Raw genomic sequence first — 26,024 nt, forward strand, 5'->3', positions numbered from 1 at the left:
ATGGCTATTAAGCAGGACTTAGAAGCGCAGGGTACGAAGGTTGGTCACTCGAAGGCAGGAAGTTGGGGCCGCCGTGCGGCCCGTTACCCCAGCGAGTCGGATCAATAGAAATACGCCAACCGAAACTGCAGCGAATTATCGATTTTCACCCCCTCACGCACCGAGGTGTCGTGCATCACCTGCCCCATCAACTGCAATTGCTTGTTGACCATGGTCGCCATGGTGAAACCGACAGTGCCATTGTTGTGGCTGGTGGCCAGGGTCTCGCCGTCGAGGGTTTCCCGTGCGCCCCAGTTGTGCCTGTAGCTGATGGCGGCATAGGTGTCAGGCGTGAAGTTGTAGCGCAGGTGATTGTGCAGCTGCAGCAGCGTGTCCTTTTTCGCGTCGGTAGAGCGCTGATCGTCATAGAACTCAGCTTCGGCGATCACATCCCAACTGATTTTGTCAGTCAGGCCCTTGATGTAGCCCACCTGGAAGTCCACGGCCCAGCGGTTGTTGCTGAGGGCAAAACCTTCGTTCTTGTCACTGCCGGTAGGCGCCGTGAAGAACACCGACCAGCCAAGGTGCTCGTTGTGTTCCAGATCGCCGATGGTCCACAAGGTGCCGCCGAAGGTGATGTCGCCCAGCCCTGACGTCTTGCTATGGCTGGCGCCGATATCCTGCTGGCCGAAGGGGATAACGATCTGTGGGTCCCAGGTATACCCGGTGCCGAAAAAGTCGGTGAAGTGGATCAGACGCAGAACGCCGACGGTCATGTCCAGGTCGAGGTCGTCGGCGACCTTCTTGCCGCCGGAGTAGACCTTGTCGCCGCGCGGGTTCTGCTGGTAAAGCACGACCACGTCGGTGCCCTTGGGCAGCGCCGTATAGTCACCCGGATCGGGCTTTACGTCGGCCAGCGCGGACAGGGAAATACCAAACACAGCCAGGCCGGTCGCCAGGGTCGAGGGACTGATGATCTTCATGGTGAACTCTCGTTGTTGTTTTTGTTGGCGTGAAGCGCCCCGGGCAGCCCCTTTTCAGGGGCCACCAAGGCTTTGGTTGGGTCGGCGGTGAGACTCAGTGCGCGGCAGTGGCCTTCAGGTCGGCCTGGAGGTCATGGGTGCGCTTGATCAGGTACTGACGGATCAGCTCCATGTCCTCGCGCTTGAGGATGTCGGAGAAGTTCGGCATGCCGCGATAGATCAGCGCGCCGCTGACGAACGCCGGGAAGGCCGCATGTTTGTCCTTGGTCAGGTAGCGCAGGTCCGGAACCACACCGCCGCTGATGGCGTTGAGGCCATGGCAGCCGGCGCACAAACCGTTGAACATACCGCGGGCCTGAACCAACTGCTCCGGCGTGGCGGTCAGTTCCAGGTCGACGTTGGGGAACACAGGTGCCTGACGCGGCGGCGGCAGTTCACCCTTGGCGCCCAGCTTGAAGGCGATGATCCGCGACTCTGGCTGCACCTTGCCCTTGTTAGTCAGCGGCCCAGTCAGCAACGGCAAAATACCGCCCCAGCCCACGGAGAACGCCACGTACTGGTCGTTGCCAACGGTGTAGGTAATGGGGCCAGCCATCACGCCGGAGTTGGCGCGGTGCTCCCAGAGTTTCTCGCCCTTGTCGGCGCTGTAAGCCACAACCCTTCCATCGGCGGTGCCTTGGAACACCAGGTTGCCGCCGGTGCTCAGGGTGCCGCCGTTGCCTGCACTGATGTACGCCTGCTTCCAGGCCGGCGCCTGCTTGACCGGGTCCCACGCGATCAACTCGCCGGTCCAGGCGTCGCGGATCTGGTTGAGGATCTTCGGGTCTTCCGGCAGGTCGGGCACGTCCAGACCGAAGTTCACTACCGACTTGTTCGGGACGAACACCGGCTCCTTGGCCGCCTTCAGCTCGGCCAGGGTGTGCTGGGCCGGAATGTACACGTAACCGGTGTTGGGGTTGTAGGACATTGGGTGCCAGTTGTGTCCACCGAGGAAGCTCGGTTGTACGACTTTCGGCTCCTTGGAGTAGTCCGCGGCGCCGGTCAGCACCGGACGACCCGTCTTCAGGTCAATCTCACTGGCCCAGTTCACCGGCACGTAGTTCTTCGCCGAGATCAGCTTGCCGTTGGTGCGGTCTAGCACATAGAAGAAGCCGTTCTTCGGCGCCTGCATCAACACCTTACGCACCTGGCCGTCAACCTTGATGTCGGCGAGAATCATGTGCTGGGTTGCGGTGTAGTCCCAACGGTCCTGCGGCGTGACCTGATAGTGCCAGACGTACTCGCCGGTGTCCGGGCGCAGGGCCAGGATCGACGAGACGAACAGGTTGTCGCCCTTGCCCTCGCTGCGGAACTGGTAATTCCACGGCGAGCCGTTGCCGGTGCCAATGTACAGAAGGTCCAGCTCCGGATCATAGGCCATGGAGTCCCAAGCCGTGCCGCCGCCGCCCCACTTTACCCAACTGTCGCCGGTCCAGGTTTTGAGGGCCATGGCCATCGCCGGGTTTTCCGGCGGCAGCTTCGGATCGCCCGGTACGGTGTAGAAGCGCCAGGCTTCCTTGCCAGTCTCGGCGTCGTAGGCGGTGACATATCCCCGCACGCCAAACTCGGCACCGCCGTTGCCAATCAACACCTTGCCTTTGACGATGCGCGGGGCGCCGGTGATGGAGTAGCTCTTGGAGCGATCGAGAATGGTGTCCACCGACCAGACTTCCTGACCCGTAGCCGCGTCGAGGGCGATCAGACGGCCGTCGAAGCTGCCGACGTAGACTTTACCGTTCCACACCGCGACACCGCGGTTGACCGGGCCGCAGCAGCCCTGGCTGAGGTTGGCTGGCGGCACTTTCGGATCGTACTTCCACAGAAGCTCACCGGTGGCCGCATTCATCGCATAGACGATGCTGAAGGCACCGGTGGTATACATCACCCCGTCAACCACCAAGGGCGTCGCTTCAGTACCGCTGTCGATATCCAGGCGAGTGGTCCAGGCCACGCCGAGCTGGCTGACGTTCTTGTCATTGACACCTCTGAGCGGACTGTAGCGCTGTTCATCATAGGTACGACCGTGGCTCATCCAGTTGCCGGGTTCGAGATTGGCGTTGACAAGGCGTTTCGTATCGACCTGGGCAGGATGCGTGCTTTCCACAGCCGAGGCATGCAGGGAGGAAAGCAGCAATGGGAGACCCGCCAGCAGAAAGAGGGTTTTCATGTGTTTCTGACTCCAACGACACATTTATTGTTTTTATGAATCCACAGGGCAGACCGCCCCCGCGGGTCACGCAATAGCAGGGCTTGCGCTACGTAGAGGTATTAGAAGTTTTGAGGGAGGGCTGCGCTTGACTGTGGCCGCCAATTCAGTTGGCATTTTCTGCCAGTACCGACTGGGCTTACTTCTGGAACGCATGCGCCCGGTAATCACGGGGCGAGACTTCGAACTGACGCTTGAACGCCCGGCTGAAATGGGCAACATCGACAAAGCCCCACTTGAAGGCAATCTGGGTGATTGATTGACTGCGCAATGGCGGGCTGCACAGGTCATGGGCCACTTTACTCAGGCGGGTTCGGAGTATGTAGCGCGACACGCTTTCACCGTGCTCTTCAAACAGGCGATAAAGGCTGCGCACAGACGTGTGCAACTGATCGGCGAGATAGGCCGGGCCCAGATCGACATCATGCAAAGACTCATCCACCAGGCGCAGCGCAGTCAAATACAGATTACTGCTTTCCAGCGGATGCTCCTGCCTTTGCGCCTGGCCGGATATCGCCGGCAGCACCAGGCTGACCAGCGCACTCTGGATCGCCTGTCCATCGTCACCACTGGCGGCACCGTCGCCAAGCATGCCGATCGACTGCACCAGCGAACGCACCATGCGACTGGAAACATTATTGCGCGACAGTTTGCCGAACAGGTTATCGCCCTTGAATTTGCAGGTGACGATGTCCCGTGGCAGATGCACAGAGACGTTCTCCACCAACCCCAGCGGCTCGATTTCGAACAACCTCGCCGAGTCCACCAGTGCAATGTCCTCCGGCCCCAACTCCACCTCCATCCCGGCCTGACGGATCCGCTGGCGGCCGCTGCGCTGATAGATGAGGAAGCAGTGACTGTCATCACTGTCGATACCGATACGCTCACGACTGATCAAACTGGCATTAGTACGGATATGCGCCGTATCCAGCGCCCCAATCGCCTGGCTGTGGATTTCTCCGATGAAATGCCGGGTAAGGCTAGAAGGCAGCGTGCTGAAATTGCCGCAGATGCTGCGTAGGGACTGGCACCAGCGTTCGAATCCGATCTGCTCGCTTGATGACAGGAACATGGCGCCTCCAGGATTTATTTTTATTAACATATTATCTAAATTGCTGGAGGGCAAGGTCTGGGGTGGTCGAATGGGTGCTTCGCACCCATGCTGAATGCTGCTCACGAGCCTGGAAGGCTCGCCTCAGAAAGAGACACGCAAGATTCGTGAGCACGTGGTGCTGGCGACCAAGTTCGGCTTTGACATCGACCTTTCTGGCAAATGACAACGTGTCGCAGCCACCCTCATTTTTTGATATCGTCACAAGACTAACTATTTAGTTCATAATTTTCGGGCTTTCATCGAACACATCGCCTTGAGCGGTTGTGTCAGCGGCGATGCGCAGGCGTTGGGACTCCCCAGCGACCGGCGCCCTGAAAACCAGGCCAAGCACTCTGGCCTCCACTACTCTAAAACTACTCCCACAAACGCTCATGCGTCAGAAGGATCATGCAACATGACTACGTCTCGACTTCCGGCATCCGCCGGTCGCTGGCTCATAGGGTTCGGCGCCTTTGGTGTGCTGGTATTCGGGTTACTCTTCGCAGCAGGTGGTGGATACCTCGCTACGCTTGGCGGCAGTTGGTACTTTCTGCTCGCTGGTCTCGGTTTGATCGTGTCCTCCATTCTGCTCTTCAAACAGCGCCTGTCGGGCGTCTGGCTGTTCGCGGCGGTGATGGTAATCACCGTGGTCTGGGCACTCGCCGATGCCGGTCTGAATTTCTGGCCACTGGTCTCTCGTTTGTTCGCTCTGGGCGTGCTGAGCCTGCTGGTGGCGTTGGTCTACCCTACCCTGCGCAAGGCCAATGGCCTGGCCAGCGGCAGCGCTAGCTACGCCCCGAGCGGTGTTCTGGCGATCGCCTTGCTAGCCGGTTTCGCTGGCATGTTCGTCCCACACGCGCCTGTGGCGCCAACCGGTGACGGCCCTGGGCTGACCAAGGTCGACCCTGCCAAGGCCCAGAAAAACTGGGAACACTACGGTAACGACGAAGGGGGTGGCCGCTTCGCCGCGCTGGACCAGATCAACCGTGACAACGTTTCGAAGCTGGCGCCGGCCTGGACCTACCACACTGGAGACATGGCCATCAGTGATGGCAATGGCGCCGAAGACCAGATGACGCCGTTGCAGGTTGGCGACAAGGTGTTCATCTGCACCCCGCACAACAACGTCATTGCACTGGATGCCGACACCGGCAAACAACTGTGGAAAAACGAGATCAACGCCAAATCTGCTGTTTGGCAGCGCTGCCGCGGTCTCGCCTACTTCGATGCTACCGCTGCGGTCGCCCAGCCCACCGATGGCAGCACGCCGGTCAAGCCTGTATCGGTGCCGGCCGGTGCCGCTTGCCAACGCCGCCTGCTGACCAACACCATCGATGCGCGCCTGATCGCCGTGGACGCCGACACCGGCGAGTACTGCCAAGGCTTCGGCAAGAATGGCCAGGTTGACCTGAAAGTTGGTCTGGGCAATGTGCCTGACGCCTATTACCAGTTGTCCTCGGCGCCGCTGATGGCCGGGACCACGGTGGTAGTGGGCGGCCGTGTGGCCGACAACGTCCAGACCGACATGCCAGGCGGCGTGATCCGTGGCTTCGACGTGATCACCGGCGAAATGCGCTGGGCGTTCGACCCGGGCAACCCGCAAGACAAGCGAGCGCCGGCTGCCGGTAGCACCTACGTGCGCAGTACGCCTAACAGCTGGGCCCCGATGTCCTATGACCCGGCGATGAACACCGTCTTCCTGCCGATGGGCAGCTCCTCCACCGACATCTACGGTGTGGAGCGTACCGAGCTGAACCACAAGTACGGTGCTTCCGTTCTGGCGCTGAACGCGACCACTGGCGAAGAGAAGTGGGTCTACCAGACCGTCCACAATGACCTGTGGGACTTCGACCTGCCGATGCAGCCAAGCCTGATCGATTTCACCAAGGCTGACGGCAGTAAGGTCCCCGCCGTTGTGATCGGTACCAAAGCCGGCCAGATCTATGTACTGGACCGCCACACTGGCCAGCCGTTAACCAAGGTTGAAGAAGTTCCGGTCAAGGCGGCCAACATCCCGAACGAGCCTTACTCGCTGACCCAGCCGAAATCGGTAGGGATGCCGCAGATCGGCGCCCAGCACCTTTCGGAGTCGGACATGTGGGGAGCCACTCCATTTGACCAACTGCTGTGCCGTATCTCGTTCAAGAAAATGCGTTACGAGGGGCTGTACACCGCGCCTGGCACCGATGTGTCGCTGAGCTTCCCGGGCTCGCTGGGCGGGATGAACTGGGGCAGTATTTCGACCGATCCGGTACACGGTTTCATCTTCGTCAACGACATGCGTCTGGGCCTGTGGATCCAGATGATTCCACAACAGAAAGATGCCAAGGCCTCTTCCGGTGGTGAAGCCTTGAACACCGGCATGGGCGCGGTACCGCTCAAAGGCACGCCGTATGCGGTGAACAAGAACCGCTTCCTGTCGGTTGCCGGCATCCCTTGCCAGGCACCCCCCTTTGGGACCTTGACCGCCATCGACATGAAGAGCCAGAAAATCGCCTGGCAAGTACCGGTTGGCACCGTCCAGGACACAGGCCCATTGGGTATCAAGATGCACCTGCCTCTGCCGATCGGCATGCCGACGCTAGGTGGTACGCTATCCACCCAGGGCGGCCTGGTGTTCATCGCCGGCACTCAGGATTACTACCTGCGCGCCTTCAACTCGGCCACCGGTGAAGAAGCCTGGAAAGCCCGCCTGCCTGTAGGCAGTCAGGGTGGCCCAATGACCTACGTGTCGCCGAAGACGGGCAAGCAGTACATCGTCATCACCGCGGGTGGTGCGCGTCAGTCACCCGATCGCGGCGATTATGTGATGGCTTACGCGCTGCCTGACAGCAAGTAAACCTGTAACACGTGAAACCCGCTGTCGTCCTATGCGGGTTTCAACGTGTGTTTGTTGCCTGCACGCGCCCTATAGCCGCTGACGAAGGCTGCGCCTTCCTTGATCTTTCGAGGTCAAGGAAGACCACCACGCCACGTTCGGCACCCGCTACAAGGGCTGGCCGGTCTCGAGTTCACGTGCGGCGAGGTGCGCTACACCCAGATCGCTCAATAGGTCGCCCTCCCCCCACTGAGGTCGAACACAAACCCTGTGGTGAAACTGCACTCAGGCCCGGCGATCCAGGTCACCATATTGGCGATCTCCTCGATTTGCAGGAAACGCCCCATGGGAATCTTGGCCTTGCTTGCCGCAATGTGCTCGGGCGTCATTTCCGCCATCAGCCCGGTTTCCACCATGGCCGGTGCGATGCAGTTGAGCAGCACGCCGTCCTGGGCCAGTTCCTTCGCCGCGGCTTTGGTGAACGCGATGACGCCGGCCTTGGCCGCTGAGTAGGCCGAGATGTACTGCACGCCATCCTTGCCTGCCATTGACGCGATATTGACGATGCGCCCGTAACCGCGCTCGCGCATGTGCGGGATGACCGTGCGGCAGCAATAGAACACGCCAGTCAGGTCGATAGCAATGACCTGGTCCCAGGCGCTGGCCGGGTACTCCCAGGAGGGAACGACCGGCCCATTGATACCGGCATTGTTGACCAGGATATCGACTCGTCCCTGCTGGGCAACGACCTCGCCGAAGGCTGTTTCTACGGACGCCAGGGAAGCCACGTTGACCGCCTGGCGCATCACCGGTTCAAAGCCATTGGCGATGCTGTCCCAGCCATCGACCGCCAGGTCCCAGATAACAATTTGCGCACCCGCGCTGTGCAAGCGGCGAGCGATGCCCAGGCCAATGCCGCGCATGCCGCCGGTAACGATGGCCGTCTGACCTTCAAGCTGTAGAGTCATCAAAGTGCTCCTTGTTGAACGGATTGAATATCAGGCAGGCGCTGCAGATCGCGGACCATGAACAGGTAACACAGCGCACCCAGTACGGTAATCGAGGACACAAAGGCCAATGCCCAGACGAACGAGCCAGTGGTCGAGACAATGACGCCGATGGTCAGCGGGGTGACGATACCGGCGGCATTGGCAAACAGGTTGAATACCCCGCCGCTCAAGCCGAGCAAGCCTTTGGGTGCGATATCGGAGACGATCATCCAGGCCAGCGCAGACATGCCCTGGGCAAAATAGGCCACGCAGAGAATGGCAATCACCAGCGCGTCGGAGTCCACGTAGTTGGCCAGCACGATCACGGATGCGGTCAGAAGCCCCGCAATCACCGGCAACTTACGTGCGAGATTCAGCGAGTAGCCGCGGCGCAACAAGGCGTCCGACAACCAGCCGCCGACCAGGGTACCGAGCGAGGCTGCGATGAATGGCAGCACCGCTACCCAACCCACCTTGAGCCAAGGCATGTGCCGCTCTGTGACCAGATAGGTGGGAAACCAGGTCAGGAAAAACACGTTGGTCGAGTTACAGGCAAACTGCCCCAGGCAAATCCCCAGCATGTTCCGGTGCTTGAGCAGCGCGGGAATCTGCGACCAGCAGAACCGCTTGGCTTTCTGGCCACCATCGATCACTCCGCCACCTTCGGCAATGTAATCAAGCTCCGCCTGATTGGCCGTGGTCGACTCATGGGGCTCGTGGTACTTGCGCAACCAGACCAGGCCGTAGACCACCCCCAGGATGCCCACTGCCATTAACAGAGCGCGCCAGCCATAGGCGTGCAACACCCAGAACAGCAACGGCGTGAGGAATGCCAGGCCGACGTATTCGGCGAAGGTGTAGATACCGGTCGCCCGGGCACGTTCATTCTGCGGGAACCAGGTCGCCACCACACGGCTATTAGTGGGAAAGCACGGTGCTTCGCTGGCGCCCACCAGCAAGCGAAAGCCCAGCAACGAGAGAAAGCCTTGCGCGAGACCCTGCAGGCCCGTAAACAACGACCATAATGTCAGCGCCAGCCAGTAAGTGCGTTTCGTGCCCAGCCGATCGATCAGGATTCCGCCAGGAATCTGCGCTGCCGCGTAGGTCCAGGAGAACGCCGAGAAAATCAGGCCCATCATCACCGCGTTCAGGCCCAGGTCGGCACTGATGCTGGGGGCGGCGATGCCCATCACACTGCGATCCAGGTAGTTGATCATGGTGCCACCGGATATCAGCGCCAGGATCATGAATCTAGTGCGTGTTCTGGCAATTTGCGCCGTCGGACAGGCGAATGTTGCCGCTCCGAATCGATTGTCGGTCGTCATTGTCTTGTTCCTTGTTATTATCGGGGTTGTTACTCAGCCCAGGTCTGGCTCAATGCTCGCCAAAGCCGAACAATCGCCGTGGCGTGTCCCACATCACTTTGCGACGTACATCGGTATCGGGCATCAGCCGCTCTGCCAGCTTCAGCAGCGGCCCGTAGTCCACCCGCGACTGCTCGCGAATGAACGGCCAGTCCGAGCCCCACACACAGGCATCCGGGCCAAAGGCCTCGAGCAGTGCGCGCACGTAATCGCCTGACTGCTCATCCAGATGATTCAAGGCGGCGAACTTCTGCATGCCGGAGATTTTCACGCAGGCTCTGCCGCTCCCGGCAAGGCCCAACAGCGTCTGGAACCCTGCCTGGTTCAGGCCTGCGTTGATATCGGGGCGGCCACAATGGTCGATTAGCAATCGCGGCGCAGTCGTTTCTATCAAGCCCTGCAAGTCGACTAGCTGGTCGCCGCACACCTGAATCTGTGCGAAGAGGTCCAGTTCGGCGAGCCGTTCGAACAGTGCGGCCGCACCGTTCATCACCGCCACCCCTTCCAGCGCCGGGTTGAACGCAATGCCCACCACCCCCTGTTCCCTCAGCGCTGCCAGTTCTTCCAGGCCAGTGCCAGGGTCGACCACGGCAATGCCCTTGAAACGGCCCTCACCTTGGGCCAATGCATGCAGCAGGCAACGGTTGTCTGTGCGATAGCCGCTAGTCGGCCCCACCAGCAAAGCGTGTTGCACGCCATAGGCGTCCATGACCCGACCGAACTGTTCAAGGGGCGCAACTTCCTGCTTGGTAGGCGCGTAGAGCGTGTCGGCGCGATAAGGAAATCGCACGGGGTCAAAGAGATGGTTATGGCAATCAATCTTGGGTTCGTCGTAGATGCTCAAGGCTGCTCCTGCCAAGCGTCGCTGCGCTTGATCATTGATCTTTGTTATTGTTCGTCGCTGCGAGCGATGCAGCTGCAGTGAAGATACGATCACGCTGTAAAACGCGCTCATACAGAGATCGCCAGAACAATAACCAAAGGTTAATGACCCCATGCCCTACGGCGAAGGCCCAGACGCCAACACGATGGTGTTCAAGCTGCGACACATGGAAGTGTTCCGGGCAGTGATGCTCACGGGATCGATCAGCGCTGCGGCGAAAATGCTGTATGTGTCGCAGCCGGCGGTCAGCAAGCTGATCGCCTATATTGAAAGCCGGCTGGCCTACCGCTTGTTCCAACGCATCAACAACCGCTTGGTACCCACCGCCGAGGCCCACGCCCTTTACCGGGAAGTCGAGCGCGTTTACCAAGCCGCGCTGGCGGTCAACGAATGTGCACTTGCCCTGGCCAGCGGTACCCACCGCCAGCTCCGCATCTGTTGCAGCGCGTCGCTGTCGACTGTGGTCATCCCGTTCGCCTTGGCCCGACTCAAGCGTGAAGTACCGGCGCTGAATATTGAATGGCAAACCACGTTAATGGGAGATATGCCCAACCAGATCCTCTCCAAGAAAGTCGACCTGGCAATTTCGGCACTACCGCTGATCCATGACCACCTGCACTCGCGAGCCTTCATGCGTGCACGCATGGTCTGCGTGATGTCAGCGGATCATCCCTTTGCCAAAAGGTCGTCACTGTCATTGCATGAATTGGTCGACCATCCATTACTGCTGTTCCGCCCTGACATGCCGTTTGGCCGGTTGCTGGCCAACGAGATTGAGCGCCAAGGCTTGCACCTGAAGTCGATGCTGAATTTCACCAATGCAAACGAAGCGGTAGCCTTGGTCAAGCAAGGCATGGGTTTGACCATCATCGACGAATTCGTGGCGCAGGACAGCGGTCTGATCGTTGTACCGCTGGTTGAGGCGATTCACTTCGATATAAGCTTTGTCTACTCACGGTTCGAGCCGCTGTCCGAGTCGGCCATACAGATCATGCAGGTGCTTTATCGCCAGGCGATCACGCTGGGGCGGGTCATCCCGGGCTTCGAATTGCCGAACGCCGACCGATAACTACCCCATCGGTTGAAGCGGACAATACGTCACCCGCAAGACGCAAGCCCGGTTCCGATCACAGCTACAAATCGCTCAACTCGAAATGTGGCACAACACGTATCGGAACCGGGTAGCCCATCACGAGCTTGGGCCGGGTTGAGTTCAGGCCTTGTTGAGCAGGTCCAGCGCCACATCAACGATCATGTCTTCCTGGCCGCCGACCATACGCCGTTTGCCCAGTTCGACAAGAATGTCGAGGGTCTTGAGGCCGTACTTGGCTGCGGCGATTTCGGCATGACGCAGGAAGCTCGAGTAGACACCGGCATAGCCAAGTGCCAGCGTCTCGCGATCGACCCGTACCGGGCGGTCCTGCAGTGGCCGGACGATATCGTCGGCCGCATCGAGTAACGTATAGAGGTCGGTGCCGTGGTTCCAACCAAGGCGTTCGGCTGCCGCGATGAAAACTTCAAGCGGCGCGTTACCGGCGCCAGCGCCCATACCGGCGAGGCTCGCGTCGATGCGGTCGCAGCCCTCTTCCACCGCAGTGATCGAGTTTGCCACGCCAAGGCTCAAGTTGTGGTGCGCGTGCATGCCGGTTTCGGTCTCCGGCTTTAGCACAGCCTTGAAGGCGCGGAACCGTTCGCGCACATCCTGCATGTTCATTGCACCGCCAGAATCGGCCATGTACACGCAAGTAGCGCCGTAGCTTTCCATCAGCTTTGCCTGTTGCGCCAACTGTTCGGGGGCGAGCATGTGGCTCATCATCAGGAAACCGACAGTGTCCATGCCCAATTCGCGAGCGTAGCCGATATGTTGCTTGGCCACGTCCGCTTCGGTGCAATGGGTCGCCACGCGAACCACCCGGGCGCCAGCGTCGTAGGCAGCCTTGAGGTCATGCACGCTACCAATACCGGGCAGCAGCAACGTAGTGATTTTTGCATGGCTGATCACATCCGCCACGGCTTCGATCCACTCTAGATCGGTGTGAGCGGCAAAGCCGTAGTTGAAGCTAGAGCCCTGCAGGCCGTCACCGTGGGCGACCTCGATCGAATCGACTTTTGCCTTGTCCAGCGCACGGGCGATGTCCTGGACATTCTGGATCGAATACTGATGACGAACGGCATGGCTGCCGTCACGCAACGTCACGTCTGAAATGTAGAGCTTTTTCGCGGGGTTGAACGTCATGGCGTTTGTCCTCAGGCACTCAGCATCGACAGCGCCATGCGCTCGGCGGTGGCCAGGGCCGCTGAGGTCATGATGTCGAGGTTGCCGGCGTAGGCTGGCAGGTAATGGGCGGCGCCTTCGACTTCCAGAAAAATCGAGGTCTTCAGACCGGAAAATGTACCCAGGCCGGGAATTTTCAGGGGCGCGTTCTCCGGGATAACGTCAAACTGCACTTTCTGCTTGAGGCGATAGCCCGGCACATAGGCCTGCACCGCTGCAACAGTTTCTTCGACAGACGCTTCGATCTGCCCTTGATCGGCAGCTTCAGACAGGACGAATACTGTGTCACGCATCATCAGAGGCGGTTCGGCCGGGTTCATGACGATGATCGCCTTGCCCTTGCCAGCGCCTCCAATCACCTCAATGGCCTTGGATGTGGTTTCAGTGAATTCGTCGATGTTGGCGCGGGTGCCAGGGCCGGCCGACTTGCTCGCGATTGAGGCGACAATCTCTGCATAATGCACCTTGGCCACCCGCGATACTGCGGCGACCATCGGGATGGTCGCCTGGCCACCACAGGTGACCATGTTCACATTGAGCTGGGCAAGGTTCTGTTCCAGGTTGACCACCGGCACACAGTACGGGCCGATGGCGGCCGGGGTCAGGTCGATCAGGCGGATACCCGGTTTGATCGAACGCAGGAAAGCATCGTTCTTCACGTGAGCGCCAGCTGAGGTGGCGTCAAAGACAAAGTCGATGTCCTTGAACACATCCATGCGGGTCAGCCCTTCGACCCCTTCATGGGTGGTGGCAACCCCCATGCGCTGGGCGCGGGCCAGCCCGTCGGACGCCGGGTCAATGCCCACCATGGCAGCCATTTCAAGGTGCTGACCGTTACGCAGGACCTTGATCATCAGATCAGTTCCGATGTTGCCCGAGCCGACGATGGCGACTTTGAGTTTTCTAGTCATGCAAGTACTCCAGAACGGCGGGCATCCCTGCCCACCTGAGCAATCAGGATGCCTGTCCGAGCGCAGCATTACGCGCGAGCGAGGCTTTCTTTTCCAGTTTTGTGTAAACGATGTAGGTCAACACCACACCACTGAGCATCACCGCCGAAAGGAAATACAGGCCGGAGGACAAAGAGCCGGTGTACTCCTTCAAGGCACCGATACCGAACGGACCGATGTAACCGCCTAGGTTGCCGAACGAGTTGATCAACGCGATCCCCGCAGCGGCCGTGGCACCGGACAGGAAGCGCCCCGGCAGCACCCAGAAGATTGCTGTTACCGAGAACAGACTGAAGGCCGTCAGGCACAGAGCCGCCAGTTGCAGGCTTGGCACGCTCAGCCATGCGCTGAGGAACAAGCCTGTGGCGCCAAGGATATAAAGCACCGTGAGATGCCCATAGCGATCATTCAAACGGTCGGAGCTGCGCGGGATGATCAGCAGGCCAATAACACCGAAGATGTATGGAATCGCTGAGATGAAGCCCGTCGTCAGGTCGCTGCCGCCGAACTGATGCACCAGGGTCGGCAGCCACAGGCTCAGGCCATAAGTGCTCAGGGTACTTGGAAGGTACAACAGGGCCAGGATCAGTACACGGCGATCGGTCAGGGCACGCAATGGATTGGTGTGCTCGGTCTGGCCGTACTCCTTGCGGTCTTTTTCCAGTTCACCGAGCAGCCATTGACGATCAGCATCCGCCAGCCAGCGCGCATCCTTGGGGGTGTCAGGAAGGAACTTCAGCGTTGGCAAGGCCAGCGCGATCGCCGGAATGCCGATGGTAATGAACAGCCACTGCCAGCCGGCCAGACCGAGAATGCCATTCATGCCCAACAGCCAGCCGGCCAGTGGCCCGGTAACCATCAGCGCGATGGGCTGGGAAAGAATAAAGAAGCCCAGCACCTTGCCGCGGTTACGCACAGGGAACCAACGGGTGATGTAGTACAGCACACCCGGGAAAAACCCGGCTTCGGCTGCACCCAGCAAAAAGCGCATCACATAGAAGCTGTAGGAGCCCTGGACAAACGCCATGCCCACCGTGATCGCACCCCACGTGATGAGTATGCGGGCAAACCAGCGACGCGCACCGAAACGTTCCAGCAACAGATTGCTCGGCACCTCGAACATGAAGTAGCCAATGAAGAACAGGCCTGCACCAAAACCATAAGCCATGTCACTCAGGCCTATATCGGCATTCATGTGCAATTTGGCGAAGCCAACCGCGGAGCGGTCGATGAAGGCAACGAGGTACAACAGGATCAGGAAGGGAATCAACCTGAGCGTGAGCGTGCGAATGATCCGAGCTTCCGGACTCATAGTCTTCTCCAAATTGTTTTTGTTATGGATTTGTTGACCCCGACCAGTCGAAGCGGCAGTAGCGCACCGCTCCCGGCCAAGTGATTCAGACAATATAGTAATACTATTTTGCGCGCAACGATTTCAAAATGGCTTTTTATCGGGTAAATTCTGCGGAACAGCCTCCAATTAGTCATACAATAAGAGTTGACCGCGCCATGACAGATAAAAAGACTCCGCTTCGTTCCGCACAATGGTTCGGTACGGCCGACAAGAACGGTTTCATGTACCGCAGCTGGATGAAGAATCAGGGTATCCCGGATCACGAATTCCAGGGCAAGCCCATCATCGGCATCTGTAACACCTGGTCAGAGCTGACGCCCTGCAACGCGCATTTCCGCAAAATCGCCGAACACGTAAAGAAAGGCGTACTTGAGGCCGGAGGCTTCCCTGTCGAGTTCCCAGTGTTCTCCAGCGGCGAATCGAACCTGCGCCCTACTGCCATGCTCACCCGAAACCTGGCCAGCATGGATGTGGAAGAAGCCATTCGAGGAAACCCGGTAGATGCCGTGGTCCTGCTCACCGGTTGCGATAAGACCACCCCGGCCCTCCTGATGGGCGCAGCCAGTTGCGACGTTCCAGCGATCGTCGTCACCGGTGGCCCGATGCTCAACGGCAAGCACAAAGGCAAGGATATCGGGTCCGGTACTGTGGTCTGGCAGATGCACGAAGCCTACAAGGGCGGGCAGATCAGCCTTGATGAATTCCTTTCCGCCGAAGCAGGTATGTCGCGCTCGGCCGGGACCTGCAACACCATGGGCACCGCCTCGACCATGGCCTGCATGGCCGAGGCCCTGGGCACCTCACTTCCGCACAACGCAGCGATCCCGGCCGTTGACTCTCGTCGCTACGTCCTGGCGCACCTGTCGGGCATGCGTATCGTCGACATGGTCCATGAGGACCTGCGTTTGTCGAAGATTCTCACCAAGGCTGCGTTCGAGAACGCCATCAAAGTCAACGCCGCCATCGGCGGTTCGACCAACGCAGTGATTCACCTGAAGGCCATTGCCGGGCGCATCGGCGTCGAACTGGATCTGGAGGACTGGACTCGCATTGGTCGCGGTACACCCACCATCGTCGACATGCAGCCTTCCGGTCGTTTTCTAATGGAAGAGTTCTACTACGCGGGTGGCCTGCCAGCGGTGATCCGTCGTCTTGGCGAATCCGGCCTGCTCCCTAACCCCGATGCCCTGACTGCCAACGGCCAAAGCCTATGGAAAAACTGCCAGGCCTCGCCACAGTACAACGATGAAGTGATCCGCCAGATCGACAACCCGCTGGTGGCCGACGGTGGGCTTTGCATCTTGCGTGGCAATCTGTCACCCCGCGGCGCGGTCCTCAAGCCTTCGGCAGCGACCCCCGAGCTTATGCAGCATCGCGGGCGTGCAGTGGTCTTCGAGAACTTCGACGACTACAAGGCGCGCATTGCCGACCCGGATCTGGATGTAGACGAAACCTGCGTCCTTGTCCTGAAAAACGCAGGCCCCAAGGGTTATCCAGGGATGGCTGAAGTCGGCAACATGGGCCTGCCCCCCAAGGTCCTGGCCAAGGGCGTAACCGACATGGTGCGCCTGTCCGATGCGCGCATGAGCGGCACCGCCTACGGCACCGTGGTGCTCCACGTCGCCCCGGAAGCAGCCGCGGGTGGACCACTGGCGGCCGTACGCAATGGTGACTTTATCGAGCTCGACTGTGCGGGTGGTCGCCTGCATCTGGACATCAGCGACGAGGAATTGCAGGCGAGACTGAGCGATCTCAAACCCGACACAAGCGCCAAAATTTTCTCCAGCGGCTACAGCCGCCTGTATGTCGATCATGTGTTGCAGGCCGATCAAGGCTGCGACTTCGACTTCCTGGTTGGCCGTCGCGGTTCGGAAGTACCGCGTCACTCGCACTGATCTCAATCTGAGCGCCAGCACTCGCTGGCGCTCGCTTCCCCGGACATTTGCGAATCCTGCTCAATCGGGACACAGCCGCTCGCCCGAAACAATTGTTACCCAGTCCAACAACGGCCCTACTTCCCTTCCGGGAATCCACTACATCGGGAGTACAACAATAATGACCCGTATCAACGCCACCCCCTTCGCCCTGTCACCGCCGCAACTGCTGGCCGCCTGCATGTTCGTGCCACTGTCCGCGGCGGCATGGAGCGCACATGCCGAGGAGCATGGCTTTGTAGAAGATGCCACGGCCAACATTCTTGCCCGCAACTTCTACTTCAATCGAGACTTTCGCCAGGACAATGCTGCCCAGTCGAAACAGGAGGAGTGGGCCCAAGGGTTTCTGTTCCAGGCTCAATCGGGCTACACCCAGGGCACCGTAGGCGTGGGTATGGATCTTGTTGGTATGCTCGGGGTCAAGCTCGACAGCGGCCCTGGACGCTCGAACAGCGGACTGTTGCCGACCCAGGACGACGGCTCCTCTGCCGACGAATTCTCGCGCGCCGGCGCGGTGGGCAAGATTCGTCTCTCAAAGACCGAACTCAAGGTAGGCGAACTGTTTCCGGAACTGCCAATTGCGATGCGCAATGATGCCCGCCTGCTGCCTCAAAGCTATCAAGGCGGCATGCTGACCTCACGTGAGTTAGAGGGACTAACGCTCTACACCGGCCAATTTCGCTCTGCCAGCCAGCGCAACGAGTCGGGTCACGCGGATCTCGCGGCCAATGGCATCGCCGGTGTGACCTCAGACCGCTTCAATTATGCAGGTGGTGAATACCGTTTCAATGCCGATCGAACCATGATTGGCCTATGGCAATCGCAACTTGAGAACATCTACCAGCAGCGTTTCTACAACATCGTCCACAAACAGAAGCTTGGCGATTGGAGCCTGTCTGCCAACGTTGGCCTGTTCACCGGTGAAGATGACGGCAGCGCCCGAGCAGGCACGCTCGACAACAAATCCCTCACCAGCCTGTTCGGCGCCGGTTACGGCGGTCACACCATTAGCGCGGGTTACCAGCGCATGTACGGCGACAACGATGCCCTGTTGCTGTCCGGCGCCAGCACGCCACTGGTCAATGATATTCAGGTACGCAACTTCATCTTCGCCGGCGAGCGCTCCTGGCAGGCACGCTACGATTACAACTTCGCCGCACTCGGTGTACCGGGGCTGACCACCTTCGCCCGCTATGTCAGTGGCGACAACGTCGAACTGGCCAAAGGCGGCGAAGGTCACGAGTGGGAGCGCGATCTGGACATCACCTACGTCCTGCAGAGCGGGCCCTTGAAGAACCTCGCCGTGCGTTGGCGTAACGCGATGGTGCGCTCCAGTTTTGGTGCAGATATCGACGAGAACCGCTTGATCCTGGCCTACACAATCCCGTTGAAGTAAGGGTGGGTGCAACTCTCGGGATCGCCCCATGGAGCCAAATCGATCCGAGAGCGATGCTATGATGGACGGCATTTCGCCAGAGCAACGTCTCCGTCATGAATTACCAGACGCCCACACCACGCAAAAGCATGCATGCCCGTATCGTCCAGGAGCTGGGCATGCACATCGTTTCCGGCCGTTTCAAGCCGGAAGAGAAGCTGCCATTGGAGGCAACACTGTGCGAGGAATACCAGGTCAGTCGGCCGGTACTGCGCGAGGCGACTCGCGTGCTCAGTGCCAAAGGCCTGGTCTACTCCAAGCCGCGGGTCGGTACGGTGGTGCGCCCGCGTGTCGAATGGCACCTGCTCGACCCAGACGTACTGTTCTGGCTGATGCAGTCAACGCCTCACAGCGAGTTCTTCCACACCCTGGCAGGCGTGCGACGGATCCTCGAGCCCGAGATCGCCGCGATGGCGGCGACCACCGCGACCGATGCCGACATCGCAATCATCGAAGAAGCCTACCAACGCATGGAGGCAGCCCAGACCCGCAAGGACCTGTTACAGCCGGACCTGGACTTCCACCGTGCGATCGCAGAAGCAACCCACAACGACCTGCTCGCCTACATGTGCAACATGCTTTCGCTACCGCTACGCGAGTCGATCAATGTTACCAACCGACGCCCCAACACCCAGCAGCTGAGCCTGCCGCGGCACAAGGCAATCCTTACCGCGATCAAGAACCGCGACGCCCTCGGCGCCCGGCATGCCTCGCTGGTACAACTCGACGACACCCGTGTCGCCCTCGATACCGTGATGAATGTCCTGACCCCGCTGTAGCCGGTGGGGAATGGGTCGCGGTCGCGCCGGGCGAACCGACCTTCCCCTACAGGAGCCCTGTCATGGCCTCATCCCAGCCTCTGCCCCAACCCTTGCGCGACGCCCTCGACAACCTGCTTGGCGAGCGCTTCAGCACCGCCCAAGCGGTGCGTGAACACCACGGTCGCGACGAGTCCTTGTATGACCCGGTCTTGCCCGATGCCGTGGCCTACGCGCACAGTGTCGAAGACATCAGCGCTATCCTGAAGCTATGCCATGAACACCGAGTACCCGTGATCCCGTACGGCAGCGGCTCGTCCCTGGAGGGCCACCTGTTGGCCGTGCAGGGTGGTATCAGTCTCGATGTCTCACGGATGGACCAGGTACTCTCCTTCCAGCCCGAAGACCTGAGCATCACCGTGCAGCCAGGTATCACCCGCAAGGCATTGAATGAATACCTGCGTACCAGCGGCCTGTTCTTCCCCATAGATCCTGGTGCAGACGCCAGCATCGGCGGCATGTGCGCCACCCGTGCCTCAGGGACCAACGCAGTGCGCTACGGCACCATGCGCGAGAACGTGCTCGGCCTGAACGCCGTGCTGGCCGACGGCCGGCTACTGCGCAGCGGTTCGAAGGCAAAGAAATCTTCCGCTGGCTACGACCTCGCTCGGCTGTTCATCGGCAGTGAAGGCACGCTTGGGGTGATCAGCGAAGTCACCTTGAAACTGCATCCGCAGCCAGAAGCGATCAGCGCTGCGGTGTGCAGTTTCGATTCGGTCGAGGGCGCGGTACAAACCGTGATTGAAACCATCCAGCTAGGCATTGCGGTAGCCCGAGCCGAGCTGGTTGACCGCTTGGCGATCCAGGCACTGAACCACTATTCCAAGCTGACGCTGCAGGAGTCTCCAACACTGTTCCTGGAGTTCCACGGCAACGCAGCCAGTGTTGCCGAACAAGCGAAAACGGTGCAGGACCTGGCCGCCAGCAATGACGGGATGGACTTTAAATGGGCGACCCAACAGGAAGAGCGCAACCGCCTGTGGAGTGCACGCCACAACGCACTGTTCGCCTTTTTACAGCTCAAGCCAGGTTGCCGGGCGCTGTCCACAGATGTCTGCGTTCCGCTATCGAAACTCGCCGACTGCGTAAGCGCTACCGAACAGGACCTGCGTCAGTCTTACCTGCCAGCCCCCATATTCGGACATGTCGGCGACGGCAACTTCCACGTCTGCCTGTTACTGGACCCCAATAACCCCGCGGAACTGGCCGAAGCCGAACGCCTCAACCACGCCATCGTCCATCGGGCGCTGGCGGCAGGCGGCACGTGCACTGGCGAGCACGGCGTTGGCCTGCACAAAATCGACTTTCTGGTAGAGGAGCACGGTCAGGTCGCTATCGACACCATGCGTGCGATCAAACAGGCACTCGACCCGCTCAACCAGATGAATCCAGGCAAGATCTTCCGTCAGCTCGGCTGAGGGGTGTTACCCAGAAAAAAGGCCGACCGGAAATACCGGTCGACCTTTGACCTACCGCACGCCAGGCTCAGCCCAAGGCAACACAGGAACTCACACCGTCCACCAGACGCTGGATACCTGATGGGTTAGCGTTTTTCAGCGCATCCGGCAGCAAAGCGTCCGGGTAGTTCTGATAGCACACAGGGCGCAGGAAGCGCTCGATAGCCAAGGTGCCAACCGAGGAGCCGCGAGGATCGGACGTTGCTGGATAAGGGCCGCCATGCACCATCGCGTCGCACACCTCGACCCCCGTCGGATAACCGTTGAGCAATAGACGCCCGGCCTTCTGCTCAAGCAGGGCTAGCAGATCGCCATAAGTCTCGAGATCGCCCGGTTCTGCAATCAATGTGGCGGTAAGTTGACCGCGCAGACCATGCAGCGCCTGGACCAACTCGGCCTTGTCGGCCACTTCGACGACAATAGTCGTTGGACCAAAGACTTCTTCCTGTAGCAAGGCATCACCGCTCAACAACAAGCTGACATCGGCCTTGAATACTTGGGCATGTGCTTGTTTGCCGACCTGTGGTGAACCCGCCAGATGGGTAATACCAGCATGACCATGGAGGTTGTCGAGCCCACGGCTGTAACTGCTCAAACCACTGGCGTTGAGCAAGGTTTGCGCCGGCTGATCATTCATCAACGCGGTGAAGCGTTCGAGAAACGCGCTGAACTCAAGCGAGCGAATGCCGATCACCAGGCCAGGGTTGGTACAGAACTGACCGGCGCCGAGCACCACTGAGGCGGCGAGCTCGCTGGCAATCCTGTCGCCACGCACCTTGATTGCTTCCGGTAACAACAGCATCGGGTTGATACTCGACATCTCGGCAAACACAGGAATCGGCTGTGGCCGTGCCGCGGCCATGTCGCACAGCGCCCGACCACCACCAAGAGAACCGGTGAAGCCGACTGCCTGGATCGCTGGATGCTTGACGAGCCATTCACCCACACCACTCCCATAAATCATATTGAATACACCCGCCGGCATCTCGGTTTTCTTCGCGGCGCGAGTAATGGCATCTGCGACCCATTCGGCAGTCGCCATGTGCCCGCTGTGGGCCTTGAACACGACTGGGCAACCTGCCGCCAAGGCAGCAGCGGTATCACCACCGGCTGTGGAGAAAGCCAGCGGGAAATTACTGGCTCCGAACACCGCCACCGGGCCAAGACCGATGCGATACTGGCGCAGGTCTGGACGCGGTAGCGGTTGGCGATCCGGCAACGCACGATCGATCCGTGCGCCGTAGAAGTCGCCGCGACGCAACACCTTGGCAAACAGACGCATCTGCCCGCTAGTCCGCCCACGCTCGCTCTGAATGCGGCCCGTGGCCAGAGCCGTTTCCTGGCAGACTAGCGCAACGAAATCATCACCCAGCCCATCGATCTCGTCGGCGATGGCCTCAAGAAATTCCGCCCGGCGAGTCGCCGATAGATTGCGATAAACCGGATAAGCCGTCTGAGCAGCTTGGGCAGCGGCATCCACTTCGGCCTGGGTGGCTTGATGGAAACAGAAAGGTAATGCCTGGCCTGACGTTGCGTCGTAGCTTTGTAGGGTAATACTGCCTGCGGCGCTTCTGACGCCTGCGATATAGTTCCAACCGGTTATGACGGTCATTCTCTGCTCCGTAAGCTTATTGCGAGACCGGGCCGAAGCCCCTAATACACCCATTCACAGCGAGGTGATCGCCCCCGGGGCCAGCGGCTCGGCGTCGATCGCAATGCCGTTGCGCAATGGCGCGCCAAATTCGCTCATCGCTATCTCGAAGGTATCCCCCGGCTGCGCCTTGATAGCATCGGCGAACGACAACGTTGCGGTGCCGAAAAAATGCGCATGTACGTCCCCCGGCCGGAGAAACTGCCGATACTTGAAATGGTGAAACTCGAGGTTTTCCAAACTGTGGCACATGTTCTCTTCGCCACTGAGGAACGCCTTTTCCCATAACACCTCACCATCGCGGTGGATGCGGCTGAAACCACACAGGTTCGCCGGCAAATCGCCGACCCGCAGCTCAGGACCATAGGCGCACATGCGTAGTTTGGAGTGCGCCAGGTACAGATAGCTGCGACGCTCAACTACGTGGTCGGAGAATTCGTTGCCCAAGGCATAGCCCAGGCGATAGGGTCGACCGTCAGCTCCGATCACATAGAGGCCGACCAGCTCCGGCTCCTCGCCGGCATCCTCAGCGAAAGCCGGCACCAAAAAGTCTGCGCCGGGACGTACTACGATGCTGCCATCACCCTTGTAGAACCATTCAGGCTGTGAACCGACTTGGCCCGCGCCAGGTTTACCGCCTTCCAGGCCCCATTTGAACATCCGAAGGGTGTCGGTCATTAGCGACTCGTCCTGCGCCTTCTGCTGGTGCATCTTGTCGCGGGTCGCTGCACTGCCCAGGTGGGTCAATCCTGTGCCGCTGATCAGGCAGTGAGCAGGGTCTTCATGGTCCAGCGGCGGCAGGACGCGACCGGCCTCCAGCAGTTCACGGTACAGCGGGCCGGGGGAACTGCCTCGGGCCAGTACTTCGGCTTCAAGGCCGCGCCCCTCGGAAATAGCTGCCAGGGCCAGCTCTCGGGTGCTGGCTGTGCCGTGCACTACTTGAATCTGCTCGCCTTCAACGATACCGACCGAACGTACACCGGTAACCGTCTCGAATTGAATCAGTCGCATGACCGTGACCCTTTGTATTGGGGAAAGAATTTGCTGACCGCACTTTACGAATCCGGCCGCAGCCTGCCTAATGAGAGCCACTGATCAAGCGATAACTTTCCCTCATCCCCATGATTGCTTCTCTCCCCTCCTTGATTTCCCGTTTGCGCCTGAAACAGTTGCGGCTGCTTATCGCTCTGGATGAACACGGCTCATTGCACAAGGCTGCTGAACAGGTGTCGATTACCCAGCCTGGTGCGACCAAGGCACTCAATGAAATTGAATCGGCCTTTGGCACGCGGCTATTCACTCGCACCAACCAAGGCCTGGAGGCCAATGATCTAGGGCGCTGCGCCGTTCGCTACGCGCGATTGATCCATAGCGACCTGGCACATTTACGTGAGGAAATGATCGGCATCCTTCAAGGTCAGGGAGGACGGATCTCTGTCGGAATCATCATGGGGGCAGTACCGTTGCTGGTCAGTAGCCTGGCGCGCCTGCGCCAGAGCCAGCCGGAGCTATCGGTGGAAATCATCGAAGACACCAGCGCCCGACTACTCGCCCTGATCGACCAAGGTCGACTGGATCTTGCAATTTGCCGAACCAGTGTTAGTCAGCGCCCGGAAGCCTACGACTGCCTGCAGCTGTACCGGGAACAGTTGAGGGTTGTGAGCAGTCCCAGGCATCCACTGGCCAACGCTGACTCACTGGAACTGACGCAACTCAACGACTACCGCTGGATCGTCTACCCGGCGAACATGCCGATGCGCCTGGTACTTGAACGTGAGTTCAGCGAAGCAGGGCTTGAGTTCCCCAGATTCCCTCTGGAAACAGCCTCAACCTTCACAACGCTGATGTTGCTGCAGCAGGACCAGAATCTGGTCGCCCTGATGCCAGAGGAAGTCGCCGATGCCGCAAGCGAAATGGGCGTACTGGTATCGCTGCCACTGATATTGATTTCGCGCAGCGAGCCTTACTCAATCGTGACTCGCCAGGGTGTCCAGCTTTCCGCCCCTGCAAAACTACTGTGGGACGCATTGCAACAAGCACAACATCCCACGCTATGAAGTGGTCATTTCCTCGACCTTGACAGGCGCACTGACATCACGCGCCACCGCTTGAATAATGAGTTTCACTCACAAGACCTTACTGATCTACCCGTCTAGTCCATACCCGCTTGCTCGCTTTGTCTTTTCACAGCGGTATTGCACTGAGCCAACTTTTTACCCTCGAGCTCAAATCTGATCGCCCAAGCCGGGAGATCTGAAATACAAAAGCGGAAACTTGGAAACCGGCGTGCCTATGCAGTTCAACCGCTGACGGAGATACAGAGCGAGTGCTCGCTGTTCTGGCGTGGGCCGGAGCATGATCTGCTGGCGCAGAATCCATGGATTGTCTCAATTCCCAGGCACGACGAAGCCGCATCGCCTGAAGGAGAACCTTGGAACCCTGACCGCCATCGATATGAAGACCCAGCTCACCTTTCCGCTGGCCGAGGCCGGTTACTACGTCCTGCCAGTGGCACTGGTGGATGAAACCTTGCGTCAGAATGGGATGACGAAACCCGTTGATATCCACCAGATATAGACGGCCAGGTTGCAGGAAATCTTCGGTGCCGATGCGGCCTTGTATGTCACCGTGAAGGCATACGGAAGCCGCTACACAGTATTGAAAGCGCAACGGTTGTGACAGTCCCAAGCCAGGCGAGTGAACCTCAAGACCGGCACCGAGCTGTGGTCGGCTTCTGCGTCGAGCGAGGAAGGCCGTCACACCTATGATGATCGTGTGATCGGCTTGCTAATCTCTGCTGCGGTAAAGCAGGTCATCAACAAAAGACCGTCGAATTACTGGCTAACGCCCGGCGGTCAACGCATGGCGTCACGCAGTTGCACCAACGCCGGGTTGTCCAGTGCCTGGGCCGAATAGCACAGGCCAATGCGGCGTTTGAGATCAAGCATGGGCAATGACCGCACGAGAATTTCAGGCTGCTCTTCGGCCAAGGACTTTGGTACCACCGCGATGCCCTGACCGGCAGCGACCAAGGCCAGTGCCAGCCTGAAGGAGCCGGCCTGGGCTTCAGGCGTGATGGCGCCCGCGCCATACAAGGGCAGCAAGCGCTGATGACTGGCATGGCCTGGGCATGTGATCCAGGCTGCCTGCTCCAGTGCAGGGTCGACGGTCGACTCACCTTCCGCCAGGCTGAAGTCCATTGGCAGCGCCAGTACATAAGGCTCGCTCCACAACGGCAAGAACAGTTCGTCTTCACAACGCAGTTCCTCGCTCGCCAGCCGCGCATCCCCTTCACAGCCCTCCAGTAGCCCCAGTAATACGCCGGGAACGACTTGACTCGCGCCGCGAATCAGCGCCTGAACGTAACACCGGGCTATGTCCTGCTCCACGCCGACCTGCAGCAGCACACGGTGACGCTTCTCGCGAAATTGTCGGGCCAGACTGTCGACGTCCGCCACCATGCGTCTGGCCTGCGGGTAAAGCGCGCGAGCATCTTCGGTGACCTCCACGCCGCGCGCCTGGCGCACGAACAATGGGGTACCCAAGGCGTCTTCCAACAGCTTGATGCTCGCGGAAAGTGCCGGCTGGCTGAGGTGGATACGCTGCGCAGCAACCGTGATGTTGCGCGCCTCAAAAACGGCGATAAAAGCACGAAGCTGGCGGTAGTCCATTGCTAACCCATAACAAAAGCCGATGGCAGGAAGAAGAATAATCCATTTTTCAGATGGTATGGACGCCTCCCCCCGGCAGCGGGCCGACCGCAGCACCTCTACATCAATAGAGGATCCTCGCTGCC

General features: G+C 59.6%; 19 protein-coding genes and 1 pseudogene. 8 read left to right on the forward strand and 12 right to left on the reverse strand.

Annotated features, from left to right (window positions below; genetic code table 11):
- Window positions 1-101: 101 nt before the first annotated feature.
- The 3 genes from CYD26_RS17020 to feaR form a co-directional block, all read right to left on the reverse strand.
- Window positions 102-962, reverse strand: a complete 861-nt coding sequence (locus CYD26_RS17020) for a transporter (RefSeq protein WP_065758969.1) — start codon at window positions 960-962, stop codon at window positions 102-104.
- Window positions 963-1,056: 94 nt separating this feature from the next.
- A complete protein-coding gene (locus tag CYD26_RS17025; RefSeq protein ID WP_102053142.1) occupies window positions 1,057-3,168 on the reverse strand; it encodes a PQQ-dependent dehydrogenase, methanol/ethanol family in 2,112 nt (703 codons plus the stop codon).
- A 178-nt stretch (window positions 3,169-3,346) separates the two neighbouring features.
- On the reverse strand, window positions 3,347-4,279 hold the full coding sequence (gene feaR / locus CYD26_RS17030) for a transcriptional regulator FeaR (protein WP_102053143.1): 933 nt from the start codon (window positions 4,277-4,279) through the stop codon (window positions 3,347-3,349).
- A 436-nt stretch (window positions 4,280-4,715) separates the two neighbouring features.
- Here feaR and CYD26_RS17035 point away from each other — a divergent pair, with 436 nt between their 5' ends.
- Complete coding sequence (locus CYD26_RS17035) at window positions 4,716-7,139, forward strand: glucose/quinate/shikimate family membrane-bound PQQ-dependent dehydrogenase (RefSeq protein ID WP_102053144.1); 2,424 nt, start codon at window positions 4,716-4,718, stop codon at window positions 7,137-7,139.
- A 206-nt stretch (window positions 7,140-7,345) separates the two neighbouring features.
- Here CYD26_RS17035 and CYD26_RS17040 read toward each other — a convergent pair whose 3' ends face one another.
- From CYD26_RS17040 to CYD26_RS17050, 3 genes are read right to left on the reverse strand one after another with little or no spacing between them, the layout of a single operon-like run.
- Window positions 7,346-8,086 (reverse strand): SDR family NAD(P)-dependent oxidoreductase, encoded by a 741-nt coding sequence (locus CYD26_RS17040; RefSeq protein WP_102053145.1) that lies wholly within the window; start codon window positions 8,084-8,086, stop codon window positions 7,346-7,348.
- Entirely contained in the window at window positions 8,086-9,432 is a 1,347-nt protein-coding gene (locus CYD26_RS17045) for an MFS transporter (RefSeq protein ID WP_102053146.1), read from the reverse strand. The genes CYD26_RS17040 and CYD26_RS17045 overlap by 1 nt, the downstream gene beginning before the upstream one ends.
- Before the next feature lie 49 nt (window positions 9,433-9,481).
- Window positions 9,482-10,315, reverse strand: a complete 834-nt coding sequence (locus CYD26_RS17050; protein WP_102053147.1) for an amidohydrolase — start codon at window positions 10,313-10,315, stop codon at window positions 9,482-9,484.
- Between the two features lie 151 nt (window positions 10,316-10,466).
- On the opposite strand from CYD26_RS17050, the gene CYD26_RS17055 reads away from it, so the two are divergent.
- Window positions 10,467-11,423 (forward strand): LysR family transcriptional regulator, encoded by a 957-nt coding sequence (locus CYD26_RS17055; RefSeq protein WP_102053148.1) that lies wholly within the window; start codon window positions 10,467-10,469, stop codon window positions 11,421-11,423.
- A 144-nt stretch (window positions 11,424-11,567) separates the two neighbouring features.
- Here CYD26_RS17055 and dmpG read toward each other — a convergent pair whose 3' ends face one another.
- Genes dmpG through CYD26_RS17070 form a run of 3 tightly spaced genes read right to left on the reverse strand, consistent with a single transcriptional unit; the run spans window position 11,568 to window position 14,891 of the window.
- A complete protein-coding gene (gene dmpG / locus CYD26_RS17060) occupies window positions 11,568-12,590 on the reverse strand; it encodes a 4-hydroxy-2-oxovalerate aldolase (protein ID WP_102053149.1) in 1,023 nt (340 codons plus the stop codon).
- Window positions 12,591-12,601: 11 nt separating this feature from the next.
- Window positions 12,602-13,540 (reverse strand): acetaldehyde dehydrogenase (acetylating), encoded by a 939-nt coding sequence (locus tag CYD26_RS17065; protein WP_102053150.1) that lies wholly within the window; start codon window positions 13,538-13,540, stop codon window positions 12,602-12,604.
- Window positions 13,541-13,583: 43 nt separating this feature from the next.
- Window positions 13,584-14,891 (reverse strand): MFS transporter, encoded by a 1,308-nt coding sequence (locus tag CYD26_RS17070; RefSeq protein ID WP_102053151.1) that lies wholly within the window; start codon window positions 14,889-14,891, stop codon window positions 13,584-13,586.
- Window positions 14,892-15,088: 197 nt separating this feature from the next.
- On the opposite strand from CYD26_RS17070, the gene CYD26_RS17075 reads away from it, so the two are divergent.
- The 4 genes from CYD26_RS17075 to CYD26_RS17090 all read left to right on the forward strand — a co-directional run bounded on the left by CYD26_RS17075 (window position 15,089) and on the right by CYD26_RS17090 (window position 20,538).
- Window positions 15,089-16,828, forward strand: coding sequence for an IlvD/Edd family dehydratase (locus CYD26_RS17075; RefSeq protein WP_102053152.1), 1,740 nt, complete (start codon window positions 15,089-15,091; stop codon window positions 16,826-16,828).
- 160 nt (window positions 16,829-16,988) lie between these two features.
- A complete protein-coding gene (locus CYD26_RS17080) occupies window positions 16,989-18,263 on the forward strand; it encodes an OprD family porin (protein WP_256588041.1) in 1,275 nt (424 codons plus the stop codon).
- A 95-nt stretch (window positions 18,264-18,358) separates the two neighbouring features.
- A complete protein-coding gene (locus CYD26_RS17085) occupies window positions 18,359-19,081 on the forward strand; it encodes a FadR/GntR family transcriptional regulator (protein ID WP_102053153.1) in 723 nt (240 codons plus the stop codon).
- A 62-nt stretch (window positions 19,082-19,143) separates the two neighbouring features.
- Window positions 19,144-20,538, forward strand: a complete 1,395-nt coding sequence (locus CYD26_RS17090; RefSeq protein ID WP_102053154.1) for an FAD-binding oxidoreductase — start codon at window positions 19,144-19,146, stop codon at window positions 20,536-20,538.
- A gap of 67 nt (window positions 20,539-20,605) precedes the next feature.
- Here the strand turns inward: CYD26_RS17090 and CYD26_RS17095 are convergent, their stop codons facing one another.
- Together CYD26_RS17095 and araD1 are read right to left on the reverse strand one after the other, a co-directional pair.
- Window positions 20,606-22,189, reverse strand: coding sequence for an aldehyde dehydrogenase (NADP(+)) (locus tag CYD26_RS17095; RefSeq protein WP_102053155.1), 1,584 nt, complete (start codon window positions 22,187-22,189; stop codon window positions 20,606-20,608).
- Between the two features lie 54 nt (window positions 22,190-22,243).
- Window positions 22,244-23,239, reverse strand: a complete 996-nt coding sequence (gene araD1 / locus CYD26_RS17100; protein ID WP_102053156.1) for an AraD1 family protein — start codon at window positions 23,237-23,239, stop codon at window positions 22,244-22,246.
- A gap of 110 nt (window positions 23,240-23,349) precedes the next feature.
- Here araD1 and CYD26_RS17105 point away from each other — a divergent pair, with 110 nt between their 5' ends.
- Together CYD26_RS17105 and CYD26_RS17110 are read left to right on the forward strand one after the other, a co-directional pair.
- Complete coding sequence (locus CYD26_RS17105; RefSeq protein WP_102053157.1) at window positions 23,350-24,285, forward strand: LysR family transcriptional regulator; 936 nt, start codon at window positions 23,350-23,352, stop codon at window positions 24,283-24,285.
- 397 nt (window positions 24,286-24,682) lie between these two features.
- Window positions 24,683-25,144 (forward strand): annotated as a pseudogene (locus tag CYD26_RS17110) (GNA1162 family protein).
- Here CYD26_RS17110 and CYD26_RS17115 read toward each other — a convergent pair.
- Complete coding sequence (locus CYD26_RS17115; RefSeq protein ID WP_102053158.1) at window positions 25,084-25,899, reverse strand: LysR family transcriptional regulator; 816 nt, start codon at window positions 25,897-25,899, stop codon at window positions 25,084-25,086. The pseudogene CYD26_RS17110 and the gene CYD26_RS17115 overlap by 61 nt on opposite strands.
- Window positions 25,900-26,024: the final 125 nt, after the last annotated feature.

This window comes from Pseudomonas sp. FFUP_PS_473 (genome assembly GCF_002858665.1).
GTDB classification, from domain to species: domain Bacteria; phylum Pseudomonadota; class Gammaproteobacteria; order Pseudomonadales; family Pseudomonadaceae; genus Aquipseudomonas; species Aquipseudomonas defluvii.

Coding starts and splice junctions, on each gene's coding strand:
- CYD26_RS17090 (WP_102053154.1), top strand. CDS start 19,144: ATGGCCTCATCCCAGCCTCTGCCCCAACCCTTGCGCGACGCCCTCGAC.
- CYD26_RS17020 (WP_065758969.1), bottom strand. CDS start 962: ATGAAGATCATCAGTCCCTCGACCCTGGCGACCGGCCTGGCTGTGTTT.
- CYD26_RS17075 (WP_102053152.1), top strand. CDS start 15,089: ATGACAGATAAAAAGACTCCGCTTCGTTCCGCACAATGGTTCGGTACG.
- CYD26_RS17095 (WP_102053155.1), bottom strand. CDS start 22,189: ATGACCGTCATAACCGGTTGGAACTATATCGCAGGCGTCAGAAGCGCC.
- feaR (WP_102053143.1), bottom strand. CDS start 4,279: ATGTTCCTGTCATCAAGCGAGCAGATCGGATTCGAACGCTGGTGCCAG.
- CYD26_RS17035 (WP_102053144.1), top strand. CDS start 4,716: ATGACTACGTCTCGACTTCCGGCATCCGCCGGTCGCTGGCTCATAGGG.
- CYD26_RS17085 (WP_102053153.1), top strand. CDS start 18,359: ATGAATTACCAGACGCCCACACCACGCAAAAGCATGCATGCCCGTATC.
- araD1 (WP_102053156.1), bottom strand. CDS start 23,239: ATGCGACTGATTCAATTCGAGACGGTTACCGGTGTACGTTCGGTCGGT.
- dmpG (WP_102053149.1), bottom strand. CDS start 12,590: ATGACGTTCAACCCCGCGAAAAAGCTCTACATTTCAGACGTGACGTTG.
- CYD26_RS17025 (WP_102053142.1), bottom strand. CDS start 3,168: ATGAAAACCCTCTTTCTGCTGGCGGGTCTCCCATTGCTGCTTTCCTCC.
- CYD26_RS17040 (WP_102053145.1), bottom strand. CDS start 8,086: ATGACTCTACAGCTTGAAGGTCAGACGGCCATCGTTACCGGCGGCATG.
- CYD26_RS17070 (WP_102053151.1), bottom strand. CDS start 14,891: ATGAGTCCGGAAGCTCGGATCATTCGCACGCTCACGCTCAGGTTGATT.
- CYD26_RS17045 (WP_102053146.1), bottom strand. CDS start 9,432: ATGACGACCGACAATCGATTCGGAGCGGCAACATTCGCCTGTCCGACG.
- CYD26_RS17080 (WP_256588041.1), top strand. CDS start 16,989: ATGACCCGTATCAACGCCACCCCCTTCGCCCTGTCACCGCCGCAACTG.
- CYD26_RS17065 (WP_102053150.1), bottom strand. CDS start 13,540: ATGACTAGAAAACTCAAAGTCGCCATCGTCGGCTCGGGCAACATCGGA.
- CYD26_RS17055 (WP_102053148.1), top strand. CDS start 10,467: ATGCCCTACGGCGAAGGCCCAGACGCCAACACGATGGTGTTCAAGCTG.
- CYD26_RS17115 (WP_102053158.1), bottom strand. CDS start 25,899: ATGGACTACCGCCAGCTTCGTGCTTTTATCGCCGTTTTTGAGGCGCGC.
- CYD26_RS17105 (WP_102053157.1), top strand. CDS start 23,350: ATGATTGCTTCTCTCCCCTCCTTGATTTCCCGTTTGCGCCTGAAACAG.